General features: G+C 73.4%; 14 protein-coding genes. 8 read left to right on the top strand and 6 right to left on the bottom strand.

Annotation, left to right across the window (positions count from 1 at the left end):
- Positions 1–36: 36 nt before the first annotated feature.
- Positions 37–231, bottom strand: coding sequence for a hypothetical protein (locus tag AVL59_RS33520; protein ID WP_020938770.1), 195 nt, complete (start codon positions 229–231; stop codon positions 37–39).
- A 265-nt stretch (positions 232–496) separates the two neighbouring features.
- Between AVL59_RS33520 and AVL59_RS33515 the strand changes: the two genes are divergently transcribed.
- The 5 genes from AVL59_RS33515 (at position 497) to AVL59_RS33495 (ending at position 6,075) form a co-directional block, all read left to right on the top strand.
- On the top strand, positions 497–889 hold the full coding sequence (locus AVL59_RS33515) for an ankyrin repeat domain-containing protein (RefSeq protein ID WP_067312230.1): 393 nt from the start codon (positions 497–499) through the stop codon (positions 887–889).
- A 300-nt stretch (positions 890–1,189) separates the two neighbouring features.
- Entirely contained in the window at positions 1,190–2,608 is a 1,419-nt protein-coding gene (locus AVL59_RS33510; RefSeq protein ID WP_067312227.1) for a HEAT repeat domain-containing protein, read from the top strand.
- Between the two features lie 193 nt (positions 2,609–2,801).
- Positions 2,802–3,932, top strand: coding sequence for a glycosyltransferase family 4 protein (locus tag AVL59_RS33505; protein ID WP_067312224.1), 1,131 nt, complete (start codon positions 2,802–2,804; stop codon positions 3,930–3,932).
- Positions 3,929–5,110, top strand: coding sequence for a glycosyltransferase (locus AVL59_RS33500; protein WP_067312222.1), 1,182 nt, complete (start codon positions 3,929–3,931; stop codon positions 5,108–5,110). The genes AVL59_RS33505 and AVL59_RS33500 overlap by 4 nt, the downstream gene beginning before the upstream one ends.
- Positions 5,107–6,075 carry an SGNH/GDSL hydrolase family protein gene (locus AVL59_RS33495; RefSeq protein ID WP_079147140.1) on the top strand — a complete coding sequence of 323 codons (969 nt, stop codon included), beginning with the start codon at positions 5,107–5,109 and terminating at the stop codon, positions 6,073–6,075. Before AVL59_RS33500 ends, AVL59_RS33495 begins: the two co-directional genes overlap by 4 nt.
- On the opposite strand, the gene AVL59_RS33490 is transcribed toward AVL59_RS33495, so the two are convergent.
- From AVL59_RS33490 to AVL59_RS33470, 5 genes are read right to left on the bottom strand one after another with little or no spacing between them, the layout of a single operon-like run.
- Positions 5,976–6,845, bottom strand: coding sequence for a 5-oxoprolinase subunit C family protein (locus AVL59_RS33490; protein ID WP_067312219.1), 870 nt, complete (start codon positions 6,843–6,845; stop codon positions 5,976–5,978). The genes AVL59_RS33495 and AVL59_RS33490 overlap by 100 nt on opposite strands.
- Positions 6,842–7,459: a 5-oxoprolinase subunit B family protein gene (locus AVL59_RS33485; RefSeq protein WP_067312216.1), complete on the bottom strand. Its 618-nt coding sequence runs from the start codon at positions 7,457–7,459 to the stop codon at positions 6,842–6,844. The genes AVL59_RS33490 and AVL59_RS33485 overlap by 4 nt, the downstream gene beginning before the upstream one ends.
- Positions 7,456–8,214, bottom strand: a complete 759-nt coding sequence (locus AVL59_RS33480) for a LamB/YcsF family protein (RefSeq protein WP_067312213.1) — start codon at positions 8,212–8,214, stop codon at positions 7,456–7,458. The genes AVL59_RS33485 and AVL59_RS33480 overlap by 4 nt, the downstream gene beginning before the upstream one ends.
- Before the next feature lie 48 nt (positions 8,215–8,262).
- Entirely contained in the window at positions 8,263–9,099 is an 837-nt protein-coding gene (locus tag AVL59_RS33475) for a putative hydro-lyase (protein WP_208870486.1), read from the bottom strand.
- A complete protein-coding gene (locus AVL59_RS33470; protein WP_067312210.1) occupies positions 9,099–10,418 on the bottom strand; it encodes an MFS transporter in 1,320 nt (439 codons plus the stop codon). Before AVL59_RS33470 ends, AVL59_RS33475 begins: the two co-directional genes overlap by 1 nt.
- Positions 10,419–10,566: 148 nt before the next feature.
- On the opposite strand from AVL59_RS33470, the gene AVL59_RS33465 reads away from it, so the two are divergent.
- From AVL59_RS33465 to AVL59_RS33455, 3 genes are all read left to right on the top strand, one after another.
- The gene (locus tag AVL59_RS33465) at positions 10,567–11,268 is read left to right on the top strand and encodes a GntR family transcriptional regulator (RefSeq protein ID WP_067312208.1); all 702 of its coding nucleotides are present in this window, start codon (positions 10,567–10,569) and stop codon (positions 11,266–11,268) included.
- A gap of 155 nt (positions 11,269–11,423) precedes the next feature.
- The gene (locus AVL59_RS33460) at positions 11,424–12,950 is read left to right on the top strand and encodes a hypothetical protein (RefSeq protein ID WP_067312205.1); all 1,527 of its coding nucleotides are present in this window, start codon (positions 11,424–11,426) and stop codon (positions 12,948–12,950) included.
- A gap of 133 nt (positions 12,951–13,083) precedes the next feature.
- Complete coding sequence (locus AVL59_RS33455) at positions 13,084–13,974, top strand: hypothetical protein (RefSeq protein WP_067312202.1); 891 nt, start codon at positions 13,084–13,086, stop codon at positions 13,972–13,974.
- Positions 13,975–14,012: the final 38 nt, after the last annotated feature.

Here is a 14,012-nt window from a genome sequence, read left to right as displayed (position 1 = left end):
GTCTCCTGTTGGTGCGTACGGGCGGGACGGGCTGCCTCAGAACTTGATGCCGCCGAGCAAGCTCGCCAGGCTCTCGCCGCCCGCCTTGATACTGGGTGCGATGCCCGTGCTGGCCAGGTAGAAGCCGAACAGGGCCGAGGTGCACGCGTGCGAGCCCTTGAGGCCGTCCTTGCGGAAGAAGAGGAAGACGACCACGCCGAGCAGCATGACGCCTGAGATGGAGAGGATCATTTGAGGTCTCCTGGTGTCGGGAGGGGACAGTCACCATGAGTACTTCCAGGATCACAGGATGTGTCTATACGATAAAAGGTGCAACCGGGTGAAATGGGGTGCTTTTCCCTCGCGCGGTGGAGCCGTCCATGGTCCGGTTGAGCAGGGCGCTTGCGTCCCGCGGGCTCTGCAGTGATCTTTACCTCGGGCACATCGGGTCATGTGAGGCGCGAGCCAGTACTCTTGCGATTCACCTGAACGGTTGTAATGAGAGGCGGTTCGGTCAATGAGCGAAGCCCCCGACCCCGAGGTCGTGGAGCTGGCGACCAAGATCTTCGATCTGGCGCGGCGGGGCCGGACGGAGGAGCTGGTGGCGTACGTCGACGCGGGCGTTCCGGCCGGCCTCACCAACGACCGCGGGGACTCCCTGGTGATGCTCGCCGCCTACCACGGTCACGCCGACGCGGTACATGCTCTGCTCGCCCGTGGCGCGGAGGCGGACCGTATCAACGACCGAGGTCAGACCCCGCTCGCGGGGGCCGTCTTCAAGGGAGAGACGGAAGTGATCAAGGCCCTCCTGGAGGGCGGCGCCGACCCGGCCGCGGGAACCCCCTCGGCCCTCGACACGGCGCGCATGTTCGGCAAGACGGAACTCCTGGAGTTGTTCGGCGCGCACTGACGCGCCGGTCCCGACCAGGCACGACACAGAAAACGGGGGAGGCGGTAAAGGGCCGCCGGAAATACGGTCGCGGCAGCACACACCGCGGGTCATCATGACGACGTGATTCACGGACGCGATGGCTGGGCAGGTGTTGCCGCACCGCGCGGACCGTGATGCGGTCCGCATGGGCCACCGACGAGAGGCAGAGAGAAATGGTCTACAGCAAGCAAGAGACGGCGGGCGCTCCGACGTTGTGTCACGCGGCCAGGTAGTGCGTGTTTCCCGGTTGCGTCGACGCTTGATGTGAGGCTGTTTCCCATGTTCGATCCGGTCATAGCGCCCAGCGGTACGCTGCTCGGCCTGCTCCAGCGCGGCCGCGGCGACGGCACGCTGCACGCGCTCACCGCCCCGCGCGCGGAAGCGCTCGCGGCCCTGAACCACTGCGTGCTGCGCGACCCCCGCCACGACTGGCAGGTGGAGAACCGCTCCCTCTACTACGCCCGGCTCTACCTCGACCTGAACGGCGAGCTGGACGCCATCGAGGCGCACCTCTTCGACGCCGAGGACGTCCTCGACACCGACGAGTCCCGCACCGGCCTCGCGCTGGCCGTCCTCGGGCACCTCGCCTCCTACGGCAGGCGGGACGCGCTCGAACTGCTGCGCAGGTACGCCGCCCACGGCTCCAACTGGGCCTGGGCCCTGGACGAGCTGGCCCTGAGGGACGACGACGCGGGCCTGCGCGCGCTCGCCGCCCCCGTCCTGGCCCGCTTCGCCACCGATCCCGAGGGCGAGGCCGAGCTGGCCGTCGCCGTGCGCGACGCCTTCGAGCCGAGGCCCTGGCGGCTGTGGGCCGAGGATCCGCGCGAATCGATCGCCACGCGCGTGCGTGCCGCCCAGGAAACCGGCTGTTTCGACCGCTGGCAGCGCCAGATGCGGCCCACCGGGCCCCGCCCCGGATGGAGCGTGCGAGCCGTCTTCGAGTGGGCCCAGCAGGGCATCGAACGCGGTGCCGCCCTCCATGTGCCGGCCGCCCGCTGTCTGGTCGCCGTGGCCGGACCCGAGGACCGTCCGGAGATCCTCCAGGCCGCCAGGAACGGCATCGACGGCGCCCGCTGCACGGCACTGCGCTATCTCGCCGACAGCGACGACCCCGCGGCCCTCGACCTGATCGAAGCCGCCGTCGCCGACGGGCCGACCGTCGTCGTGGAGGCCGCCGTCGACGCCTTCGAACGGATGCGCAGCATCGCCGCCGTCGACCGCGCCCGCGGCTGGGCCCAGCGCCCCGACGTCATCGGCGCGGCCGCCGGACGCATGCTCGCCTGCCGCGGCGGAGCCCAGGACAGCGACCTGGTCCTCGGCGCCCTGCGCGAGGCCGTGCGCGGCGAGGGCCCCGACGCGCCCACCCTGTGGACCCTGGTCGACGGCACCGGACGGCTCGGCATCGCCTGCGCCGCCCCCGTGCTGCGCCATATCTACCGGGAGACGGCCTCCTCCCACCTGCGCGGCCGCGCCGCCCGCGCCCTGGCCGCCACCGACTCCTCCTTCGCCGCCGGCTTCGCCGTCGAATGCCTGTGGGACTGCGAGGAGACCACCCGCGAAATCGCCGCCCGGCACGCCGAGACCGGTGACGCCCGGGTCGTCGAGCGACTGCGTCGCCTCGCCACCGACCCGGCCGAGGAGGACGAGGTACAGACGGCGGTCCGCAGCCGCTTCGGACCGGACGCGCAAGCCATGTGACCCACCGGGCACCGTCGCACGCATGGGACGGGCGGGAGACCGCCCGCCGGGTGAACACGGGGTGACCCGGAGGTCAGGTGGTCATGACGGCCGGCTGACCTGCTCGGGTGTGCAGACCAACGCTCATGGGACGTTCCCCGTCCGGAAAGATCGACGTTGACGCGGCCACGTCCGGCGCGGCGACAACACCCCTATGCGTGTCGTCATCGTGACCGAATCCTTTCCCCCCGATGTGAACGGCGTTGCCCACTGCGCGCTCCAGACCGCCCGGCACCTCGTGGATCGCGGCCACCTCCCGCTCGTCGTCGCGCCGGCCCCCGCGCCCGGCACCAAGGCCGACGCCCTCGAGGCTCCGTGCCCCGTCGTCCGTGTCCCCTCCCTCCCCCTCCCCGGCTATCCCCAGGTGCGCGTCGCGCTCCCCAGCCGACGCCTGGCCGCGGCGCTCACCGAGCACCGCGCCGACGTCGTTCACCTGGCAAGTCCCTTCGTCCTCGGCGTCCGCGGCATGGCAGCCGCCGCCCGGCTCGGCATCCCCGCCGTCGCCGTCTACCAGACCGACCTGGCCGGCTACGCCCGTACGTACATGGGCGCCGGCGAGGCTGCCGCCTGGCGCCGGATCCGCTCCGTCCACTCCGCCGCCGACCGCACCCTGGCACCGTCCAGCGCCGCCCTGAACGACCTGGAGGCACATGGCGTGCCCCGGGTACGGCTGTGGCAGCGGGGCGTGGACACCGTCCGTTTCCGGCCGGATCGGCGAGACGAGGCGCTGCGCCGCGAGCTCGCCCCGAACGGCGAACTGATCGTCGGCTACGTCGGCCGGCTCGCCCCCGAGAAGCACGTCGAACTCCTCGCCGGAGTCTGCGGCCTGGAGGGCGTACGCGTCGTGGTCGTGGGCGACGGACCCAGCCACGCCCACCTCACCGAGGCCCTGCCCGGCGCGGTCTTCCTGGGCCGTCGCACCGGCGACGACCTCGCCCGGATCTTCGCCTCGCTGGACGTGTTCGCGCACACCGGCCCCTTCGAGACGTTCTGCCAGACCGTCCAGGAGGCCATGGCCAGCGGGGTTCCCGTGGTCGCTCCCGCCGCCGGCGGCCCGCTCGACCTCGTCGACCACGGCCGCACCGGGCTGCTCGTCCCGCCGCGCGACGCGGACGCCGTACGGGAGGCCGTACGCACCCTGGCCGCCGACCCCGGCCTGCGGGCCTCGTACGGAGCCGCCGCACGGGCCACGGTCGAGGGCCGCACCTGGGCCGCCATCGGCGACCAGTTGATCGCGCACTACGAAGACGTGCTCGCGGCACGCAGGACGGTGGTGGCGGCATGATCGGCAAGCCCTTGCGCATCGTGCGGCTCGCCAACTTCGTCGCCCCGTCCTCCGGCGGCCTGCGCACGGCCCTGCGGGAACTGGGCAGGGGTTTTCTGGCGGCGGGGCACGAGCCGGTGCTGATAGTTCCGGGCGAGCGGTACACCGACCGCGACACCGAGCAGGGCCGGGTCATCACCCTGCCCGGCCCGCTGCTGCCCGGCACCGGCGGCTACCGCGTCCTGACCGACAAGCGGCGTGTGGCGGACCTCCTGGAGGAACTGGCACCGGACCGCCTGGAGGTCTCCGACCGGACGACCCTGCGCTGGACCGGCCGCTGGGCCCGGCGGGCGAGAGTGCCCGCCGTGATGGTCTCCCACGAGACCGCCGACGGCGTGCTGCGCACCTGGGGCCTGTCCGAGAGCCTGTCCCGCCGGGCCGCCGACGCCCTCAACATCCGCACCGCGCACGTCTACTCGCGCATCGTGTGCACGACGGAGTTCGCCGAGCGCGAGTTCGTACGGATCGGTGCGCGCAACGTCGTACGCGCCCCCCTCGGCGTCGACCTGATGGCGCGCCACCCCGCGCTGCGCGACCCGGGGCTGCGTGCCCTGCACGCGCGCGTGGACGAGGCGCTGCTCGTGATGTGCTCCCGGCTGTCCGTGGAGAAGCGGCCCGGCACGGCGCTGGACGCCCTGGAGGCGTTGCTGCGCCGCGGGCGGCGGGCCGTGCTGGTCGTGGCCGGGGACGGGCCGCTGCGGCTGCGGCTCGAACAGCGTGCGCGCGAGCGCGGGCTGCCGGTGACGTTCCTGGGGCATGTCTCCGACCGGGCCGTCCTCGGTGCGCTCCAGGCGTCCGCCGACGTGGCCCTGGCGCCGGGACCGGCCGAGACCTTCGGCCTGGCCGCGCTCGAGGCCATGGCGTGCGGCACGCCCGTGGTGGCCAGCGCGTCCTCGGCGCTGCCCGAGGTGATCGGATCGGCCGGTGCGACGGCGGCCGACCGCGGTGAGGCGTTCGCGGACGCCGTGGAGCTGCTCCTGTCGCGCTCCGGGCCGGAGCGGCGCGAGGCCGCACGCGCGCGTGCGGAGTGCTTCGGCTGGGGCGCGTCGGTGGAGGCGTTCCTGGCGGCGCACGACGCGAAAGCGCTCAGGCGTGAGGACGCCTCGACCCGCCCCGCCGCCCGGGAGGGCGTGGCATGAGAGCCGTTCGCTTCGTGGCCCTCGGTGACTCGCTGACCGAGGGCGTGGGCGACCCCGTCGGGAACGGCTGGCGGGGCTGGGCGGCGCTGCTGGCCGGCGGCCTCGCCGCAGACGTCGCGAGCGTGGAGTTCACCAACCTCGCGGTCAGCGGGGCCCAGACGCGGGACGTGCTGGAGCGCCAGACTCCCGCGGGCCTCGCGCTGCGTCCCGACCTGGTGGCCGTGGTCATCGGCGTCAACGACACCCTGCGCGCCACCTTCGACATCCACGCCGTCGCCGCCCGGCTCGACCAGGTGTGCGCGGCCTTCACCGGCCAGGGGGCGACCGTGCTCACCGCCTGCCTGCCCGATCCGGGTGCGATGCTGCGCCTCCCGGCCGCTCTGGCCCGCCCGCTGGCCCGCCGGCAGCGGGCCGTCAACGAGGTGGTCCACGCGCTGTCCGACCGCTACGGGGCCGTCCACCTGCACGCCTCGGACGGCGAATGGCTCACCGACCGCGCCCTGTGGAGTGCGGACCGGCTGCACCCGGGCGAGCGCGGTCACCGGCAGCTGGCCGTCCGCTTCCACGCCCTGCTCGCGCAGGCGGGCATGGCTACGGGCATGCCGCCGTCCGCCGAACCCGAGTTCCCCGCCCCGACGCGGTCGGCGAGCCTGCTGTGGCTGGCCACCGCGGGTACCGCCTGGGTGGTCAGGCGGTGCAGGGACCTGCTGCCGCAACTGATCCACCTGGCCGCCGACGAGATGAGACACCGCGCGCGGGGCACCAGCGCGCGCCTCGACCTGCGCGCCACGGCCGCGGTGTCCGCGGCGCTGGCCGCCCTGCCGACGGCCGGGCAGTCGCAGCGCGCCCCCGACGACGCCGAGGCTCAGCGGCGCCGTACGGTCACGAACCTGACCGGGGTGCCCGGCACCGCCTGCGCGGCCGCGGACAGATCCGCGGTGCGGACCACGGCGATCACCGGGTAGCCCCCGGTGGTCGGGTGGTCGGCCAGGAACACCACCGGACGGCCGTCCGGTGGCACCTGGACCGCGCCGAGCACCATGCCCTCGCTGGGGAGTTCACCGGGCCGGGCCCGCTCGAGGGCGGGTCCCTCGGTGCGCAGGCCGATCCGGTTGCTCGCCGAGGACACCTGGTACGCGCGCGTGGTGAGATCCCGGACCGCGCGCGCCGTGAACCAGTTGTCGCGCGGTCCCAGGGCCACCCGGAGCACCAGCTCGGCCGGCGGGCGCGGCTGCGGGGCGCTGTCCACGCGCGCGGGAGAGCCCGCCGGGGCACCGAGCGGCAGCACCGTGCCGTCCGCGAGCGGCGCCGGGCCGAGGCCGGACAACAGGTCGGTGGCCCGGCTGCCGAGGACCGGCGCCACGGCGATGCCGCCGGAGACGGCCACGTAGGCGCGCACACCCGCCACGGCCGTCCCCACCTCCAGCAGTTCACCGGCCGGTACGACCACCGGGGCGCCCCACGCCGCCGGGCGGCCACCCACCGCCACCGGGCAGGGCGCGCCCCCGACCGCCACGGTCACCGCCGAACGGGGCCGCAGCGCACAGCCGTTGACCGTGGTCTCCAGCACGGCCGCGTCCGGCGCGTTGCCGGCCAGGCGGTTGACCAGGGCGGCCGCATGCGGGTCGAGCGCCCCGGAACGGGGCACACCGAGGTGCGCGTACCCGGGCCGCCCGAGGTCCTGCACGGTGGTCAGCGCCCCGGCCCGCACGACCACGAGCGCACGATCGGTCATGCGCCCTCCACCGGTACGAAGCGCACGTGGGTGCCCGGTGAGAGCAGTGCGGCCGGTACGCGCGTGTGGTCCCACAGCACCGCCTCCGTCGTGCCGATCAGCTGCCAGCCGCCCGGCGAGGAGCGCGGGTACACACCCGTGTACGGCCCCGCCAGTGCCACCGCGCCGGCCGGGACCGCCGTACGCGGGGTGGCCCGGCGCGGGACGTCGTAGTGCGACGGCAGCCCGGTGAGATAGCCGAAGCCGGGCGCGAACCCGCAGAAGGCCACCGTGAACTCGGTGCCCGCGTGGATCCGGGCCACCTCGCGCTCGGTCACCTGCCAGCGGGCGGCGACCTCGGCGAGGTCCGGACCGTCGTAGCGCACGGGCAGCTCGATCAGCTCACGCGCGCGCGGGGGAGAGGGAAGTACGTCGGATGTCGTCAGTTCGGATGCCCAACGGACCGGGTCGTCCAGGCCGTCGAGCAGGACCGTACGAGCCGCCGGAACGATCTCCCGGACGGCCAGCGAGCCCTCCGCGCGAAGGCGCAGCAGCCGTGCGTGCAGGGCCTGTGCCCGCTCGCCGGAGGAGACCTCCACGAGCAGCGCGTCCTCGCCGACGGGCAGCGCCCTCATGCGAAGGCCTCCACCCGCACACCCGCCGCCGTCAGCTGCTCGCGCACCCGGCGAGCCAGATCCACGGCGCCGGGCGTGTCGCCGTGCAGACACAGGGAGCGGGCGCGCATCCGGATGCGCGCGCCGGAGTGCGCGACGACCGCGCCGAAGCGCGCGAGGCTCACCGAGCGCTCCACGACCGCGTCCGGGTCGGTCACCACGGCGCCGTCCCGGCCGCGCGGCACCAGCGTGCCCTCGTCGGTGTAGGCGCGGTCCGCGAACGCCTCGGCCACGGCCGGCAGGCCCGCTTTCCCGGCCAGTTCCAGCAGGAGCGAGCCGGGCAGGCCCAGCACCGGCAGCGAGGCGTCCGCCAGCAGCACGCCCTCGACCACCGCGCGCGCCTGCTCCTCGTCGTGCACGACCCGGTTGTAGAGCGCGCCGTGCGGCTTGACGTACGCCACGCGCGCGCCGGCCGCCCGGGCGAACACCTCCAGGGCGCCGATCTGATAGGCCACTTCGGCCGTCAGTTCGGCGGGCGGCACGTCCATCGCGCGCCGCCCGAACCCGGCGAGGTCCCGGTAGGAGACCTGCGCGCCGATCGTCACCCCTCGCTCGACTGCCAGCTCGCACACCCGACGCATGGTGGCCGCGTCCCCGGCGTGGAACCCACAGGCCACGTTGGCACTGGTGACGACGGACAGCAGCTGTTCGTCGTCGGTCAGCCGCCAGCGGCCGAAGCCCTCGCCGAGGTCGGCGTTCAGATCGATCGCGGTCATGGTCCTCCGTGTCTCCGGTCCTCGTGTCGTGTGCGGTGCGTGCCGGCGTCAGTCGACGCCGGCCACCCGGTACTGCTCGTCGCGGACGTCGGTCAGGAACATCCGGCCCGGTGCGTGGGTGAGGGCGAACGGCGGCCGGGAGGCCATCACCGCCGCCTGCGGGGTCACCCCGCACGCCCAGAACACCGGGACGTCCCCGGGCGCGGCCTCCACCGGGTCGCCGAAATCGGGCCGGCCGAGGTCCTCGATGCCGAGCTCCCCGGGATCGCCGCAGTGCACCGGGCCGCCGTGCACGGCCGGCAGCAGGCCGCTCTCCCGGATCGCGGTGCGCACCTGCCCGGGCGGCACCGGGCGCATCGACACCACCATCGGTCCGCGCAGCCGGCCCGCCGGACGGCACAGGCGGTCGGTCGTGTACATCGGCACGTTGCGGCCCTGCTCGAGATGCCGGATCGGGACGCCCGCCCCGGCCAGCGCCCATTCGAAGGTGAAGCTGCAGCCGAGCAGGAACGACACCAGGTCGTCCCGCCAGTGCGCCCGCACGTCCGTGGGCTCCTCGACCAGCTCGCCGTGGTGCCACACCCGGTAGCGCGGCAGATCGGTGCGCAGGTCGGCGCCGTCCGCGAGCACGGTCGTGGGCGAACCGGCGTCCGTGACGTCGAGCACCGGGCACGGCTTCGGGTTGCGCTGGCAGAACAGCAGCATGTCGTACGCCCAGTCGGCCGGGACTGCTATCAGGTTGGCCTGTGTGTGGCCCGCCGCGACGCCCGCCGTAGGGCCCGCGAGGCCCTCCCTGAAGCGGGCCCGCGCGGTTTCCGGGCTCCACGCGTGCGCGTGCGTGTCGACGAGGGTCACCGGCCGGTCCCCGGAACGGTCCACCCGCATCACGTGAGTTCCTTCCCGCGCGTCTCGGGCAGCCCGAGCAGCGCCAGCGCCGCGAGCCCGTAGCCGATCGCGCCGAAGACCAGCGCACCGCCCACGCCCCAGCTGTCGGCCAGGAAGCCCACCAGGGTCGGGAAGACCGCGCCCACCGCGCGGCCCGTGTTGTACGTGAAGCCCTGCCCGGTGCCGCGCACCGCCGTCGGGTACAGCTCGCTGAGATAGGAGCCGAAGCCGCTGAAGATCGCCGACATGCAGAAGCCGAGCGGGAAACCGAGCACCAGCAGCAGGGTGTCGGCGCCGTGCGGGATGTTCGCGTACGCCAGGACGCAGATCGCCGACAGCAGCGCGAACAGCCAGATGGTGCGGCGCCGGCCCAGCCGGTCGGTCAGATAGCCGCCGGTCAGGTAGCCGAGGAAGGCGCCGGAGATCAGGAAGGTCAGATAGCCGCCGGTGCCGACGACGGACAGGCCGCGCTCGGTCTTCAGGTACGTCGGCACCCAGGTCGCCAGCGTGTAGTAGCCGCCCTGCACGCCCGTGGACAGCAGGCCCGCGAAGACCGTCGTACGCAGCAGGCCCGGATCGCCGTCCGTACCGGGGCGGAAGATCGCCGTGAACGAGCCGCGCTGCGGGCTCTGTTCACGGGCCGCCGCCGCCTCCGGCGCGTCGTGCACCCGGCGGCGCAGCCACACCACGAGGAGCGCGGGCAGGGCTCCGGTCCAGAACATGACGCGCCAGGCCAGGTCGTCGCCCGCGAAGGAGAAGACCAGTGTGTAGACGATCGCGGCCAGGGCCCAGCCGACCGCCCAGGAACTCTGGATCGCCCCGATGGTGCGGCCCCGGTGCCGCGCACTCGCGTACTCGGCGACCAGGATCGCCCCGACCGCCCATTCGCCGCCGAAACCGAGGCCCTGCAGGGCGCGGAAGACCAGCAGCGTCTCGTAGTTCGGCGCGAAACCGCAGGCCACGGTGAACACGGCGTAGGTGATCACCGTGATCATCAGCGCCCGCACCCGGCCCACCCGGTCCGCCACCACGCCCGCCACGGCACCGCCGACCGCGGAGACCACCAGCGTGACGGTGGTGAAAAGACCGGTCTGGCCGCTGTCCAGGCCGAAGTACGCCGAGAGCGCCACCATGCTCAGCGGCAGGGTGAAGTAGTCGTAGGAATCCAGGGCATATCCGCCGAAAGCACCGGCGAAGGCATGCCGGCCGCGCGGGCCGAGGGCGCGCAGCCAGCCGAACGCGCCGTCCTCGGCGTCGCGTTCGGCCCGGGCCGGTCGTATGCCGGAGGTCACGGAGCGTGGTGGAGGGGTCGTGCTCATGGGCACCTCGCAGAAGGGGGACGAAGGGTGCGGGGGACTGAGCAGTGCCGTGCGGAAGCTCTTCCGTGCGGAGCACCGTAGAGGATCGTTCAACGATCCTTCAATACCTGCGTTGTATCGCTCCTGGGTCTGCGATTGAATTCCGGGCATGGCAGAGCAGCTGACGGGACTGGCCGACGACCGCGCCCTCCTGGGGCGCACCAGCACCGCCGAACGGGTCTCCGACATCCTCAGGACCCGTATCGCCGACGGCTATTTCCCACCGGGCACCCGTCTGTCGGAGGACGCCATCGGCGGCGCGCTCGGCGTCTCCCGCAACACCCTGCGCGAGGCGTTCCGGCTGCTCACCCACGAGCGGCTGCTCGTCCACGAACTCAACCGCGGCGTCTTCGTCCGGGTCCTGACCGTGGAGGACGTCGAGGACATCTACCGCACCCGGACGCTGGTCGAGTGCGCCGTCGTCCGCGGTCTGGGCGAGCCGCCTTACGCCCTCGAAGGGCTGACCGCCGCTGTCACCGAGGGACAGCTGGCCACCCACGAGAACGACTGGAAAGCACTGGGTACGGCCAACATCCACTTCCACCGGGAACTGGTCGCGCTGGCCGGCAGCGAACGCACCGACGAGCTGATGCGCAGCGTCTTCGCCGAGCTGCGGCTCGCCTTCCATGTGGTGGACGACCCGCGTCGGCTGCACGAGCCCTACCTCGCCCGCAACCGCCAGATCCTCCAGGCGCTGCAGGCCGGGGACTGCGCGGCGGCGGAGCGGCTGCTGGAGACCTACCTCTCCGACTCCCTGCAGCGGGTTGTGGAGGTGTACCTGCGACGGGTGGGGGAGGAAACCGCCCCGTAGCGGGCGCGGGGCCGCATCCCCAGGCGGCTTCGCCGCGGGGCCCGACCGGCCACGGGCGGCTCGCACCCGGAAACGACTGCGGTGTCCTGCCCTCCCGGCGGAGCCGCTCTGCGTCGTTTGGGCTGTTGTCAGACGGAGGACCTAGTCTGTGCACCGTGACTTCGCCTGCATCGACGGACCGTGTTCCGCCCCAGCTCAGCGCGGGGCCGCGCCCGGCACCGGGCCCGGCCGCCGACGAGGGGCTGGCGCGGCGGCTGCGCGCGCTCGCCTGCACGGCGCCGCTGCACGACCTGGATGCGCGCAAGGCCAATCTGGCCGGCGAGTACTCGGTGTACGGCATGGCCGAGGTGGCCCTGGCCGCCATCGACCTGGTCACGCTGAACATGGACTTCGACACCGGCGCCGACCACGAGCAGATCGTGGCCCGGCTCGTCCCGCGCATCGCCGCCCAGGCCCCGCACCGGCCCATCGCCGAGCACGAGCGCGTGGCCCGCTGGGTCCTGGAGAACCTGATCAACGTCGGCAGCGTGGACCGCGGTTTCCGCGCCGTGTACGGCACCTTCGCGCAGGACGGCACATATGTCCGCCGTGACTACGACTTCAAGCTGATCGAGGAAGTCCCGGGCCCCGGCGGCACCGTCTACCTCCGCACCACCGACGAAGCGGTCAACGTCCTGGTCGGCGCCCTGGACACCGACGTCACCAGCGCCCAGATCGCCGCCGAGGTCAAGCTGGAGGTGCTGATCAGCCGCGGCCGCCTGGCCGATGCCCAGCTCGCCGCGGAGCAGGCCCGCTACCGCACCGTGCAGTACTCGGAGACCCTGCGCCGCGCCCTGGACGCCACCCGGCGCAACGTCCGCGCGGTGGACTGGCTCAACGCCGTACCCGACATGATCACCGAGGCCCTGGACCACGTGGCCGACCGCTACCGCCACGAGAACGCGATCCTCACCAACATCCGCAAGGCCCGCGACGAGACCGAGGAGCCCGAGCACAAGCGCCGCGCCGCCGAGCTGGTCGACATCGTCAAGGACTGCATCCGGCGGCACACCCAGCTTCAGTCGCGCCTCCTGGAGGCCGGCCCCCTGTTCCGCGCCGAACAGGACCGGCAGGCCTTCGCCACCCCCATGACCACGTCCGGGACAGACCTCTACGGCCACCTGGTCGCGCCGCTGCTGCCGCTGCCCCTGGAACAGGCGATCCGGGTCACGGACGCCTTCTTCGCGCACGGCACGGGGCTGCGTACGCCGGTGTCCGTACGGGTGGGCGACCTCGTCGACATACTGCTGACGCCTCCGGTGGAGCGGGAGCACCTTGGCGCGGAGATGCCCGAACCCGACCTGATCGCGACGCCCGACGACAGCCGGTTCAGCGAAGAACAGCTGGCTGCCGCCATGGAGCTGCTGGATCTGCCCTCCGATGCGCCGCGGAGGCTGTCCGGGCTGCTGACGGAGGCGCGCAGGCAGGATCCCGATCTTCCGTACCTGGTCGCGTTGCTGGCCGTGCACGCGGCCAGCCCGGCGGTCGGTACCGCGTACCGCCAGGGCGAGGAGAAGCTGTTGTTCGCCGTGGACGACGGGACCGAGCTGGAGGATCCCGAGTTCGGCGGGGCCGATCTGATCGTGGGAACCGCGTTGCTGGATGCGGCGGGAATGGCGGCGGACCGGACGGAGGCCGCGTGATGGTTCCGCCGGAGGGTGCCTGCGGCTCCGTCGTGGCCGTCCGCGCCCCGCGGCGAAGCCGCAGATTTATGTGGCCCCGCGCCCCTTGGGGAGCTGCGCCCTCCCTCAGTTTCAAGAGCAAGGAGTTGTGTCCGTGAGCGAGCACGTCGAGTGGAGTGAGGCGGAGACCCCCGCCGCGCCGGCGACCGCCGCCGTCACCCCGGCCGACGCCGCCGACGCGGCGCGGCTCGTCGCCTTCGGGCTGCAGCCCAAGCTGCAGCCCGCGCGCGACCAGGAGTACACGGAGCTGCTGCGCCGCTACCGCGACGACCCGCCGTTCGCCCGGCTCGCGGACGCCGTCGCCGCAGGTCTCGGGCTCGTCGTGCTGGAGGTCTCCCCGCGCGCGGGGATGGCCGTGACGGCCGCCGAGGACTCGGTGTTCGCCGTCCGGATGGGCGACTACGCGCGTCGCACCGCCGCCGACTCCGGAGACCGGTTCCTGCACGGTCTTGCCCATCTCGCCGTCGCCGCGCTGGCGTTCCCGCGTCCCGAGGACCTGGCCGACGACTCCTACATCGGCCGGGTGACCGTCAACGGGGTCGACGCCTTCGTCCGGCAGGCCTGCCGCCGCCTGGAGGAGCGCGCCGAGGAGCAGGGCGAGAACACCGACCCGGCGACCGACGCACCCGGGCTGGAGGCGGCCTGGCGGATCTGGGCCAGACGCAGCGCGACCGGCGCCACCAAGGACGCGCGCCGGCCGGCCGCCTCCACCACGGGCATCGTGGCCAAGGCCGTGGCCTTCCTCACCGACTCGGGGTTCCTGCAGCGCACCGGAGACGAGCACGGAGGCACCTACCGCACCACGGCGCGCTACCAGCTCCAGGTGCGCGACATGGCCGGCAGCGCCGCGCTGGCCGAACTGCTGGAGCTGGGCGTCGTCCCGGTCACCGACGGCACGGCCAGCCTGCTGCCCGCCGAGGGGACCGACGACCTGGACCTGGTGGCCGACGCCGGGCTGCCGTTCCACGCGCCGTCGCACTCCTGAACACCTCCCCGATCTGCCAGAAGACTGACGAGAGTCCG

The sequence above is a fragment of the Streptomyces griseochromogenes genome, assembly GCF_001542625.1.
In the GTDB taxonomy this organism is placed as follows: Bacteria; Actinomycetota; Actinomycetes; order Streptomycetales; family Streptomycetaceae; genus Streptomyces; species Streptomyces griseochromogenes.
The sequence above is the reverse complement of the archived record's forward strand: the minus strand, read 5'-3'. Positions and strand labels throughout refer to the sequence as shown.

Bases quoted from the DNA above. Each gene is read 5' to 3' on its own strand.
- AVL59_RS33520 (WP_020938770.1), bottom strand. From the start codon at position 231: ATGATCCTCTCCATCTCAGGCGTCATGCTGCTCGGCGTGGTCGTCTTC.
- AVL59_RS33515 (WP_067312230.1), top strand. From the start codon at position 497: ATGAGCGAAGCCCCCGACCCCGAGGTCGTGGAGCTGGCGACCAAGATC.
- AVL59_RS33510 (WP_067312227.1), top strand. From the start codon at position 1,190: ATGTTCGATCCGGTCATAGCGCCCAGCGGTACGCTGCTCGGCCTGCTC.
- AVL59_RS33505 (WP_067312224.1), top strand. From the start codon at position 2,802: ATGCGTGTCGTCATCGTGACCGAATCCTTTCCCCCCGATGTGAACGGC.
- AVL59_RS33500 (WP_067312222.1), top strand. From the start codon at position 3,929: ATGATCGGCAAGCCCTTGCGCATCGTGCGGCTCGCCAACTTCGTCGCC.
- AVL59_RS33495 (WP_079147140.1), top strand. From the start codon at position 5,107: ATGAGAGCCGTTCGCTTCGTGGCCCTCGGTGACTCGCTGACCGAGGGC.
- AVL59_RS33490 (WP_067312219.1), bottom strand. From the start codon at position 6,845: ATGACCGATCGTGCGCTCGTGGTCGTGCGGGCCGGGGCGCTGACCACC.
- AVL59_RS33485 (WP_067312216.1), bottom strand. From the start codon at position 7,459: ATGAGGGCGCTGCCCGTCGGCGAGGACGCGCTGCTCGTGGAGGTCTCC.
- AVL59_RS33480 (WP_067312213.1), bottom strand. From the start codon at position 8,214: ATGACCGCGATCGATCTGAACGCCGACCTCGGCGAGGGCTTCGGCCGC.
- AVL59_RS33475 (WP_208870486.1), bottom strand. From the start codon at position 9,099: ATGCGGGTGGACCGTTCCGGGGACCGGCCGGTGACCCTCGTCGACACG.
- AVL59_RS33470 (WP_067312210.1), bottom strand. From the start codon at position 10,418: ATGAGCACGACCCCTCCACCACGCTCCGTGACCTCCGGCATACGACCG.
- AVL59_RS33465 (WP_067312208.1), top strand. From the start codon at position 10,567: ATGGCAGAGCAGCTGACGGGACTGGCCGACGACCGCGCCCTCCTGGGG.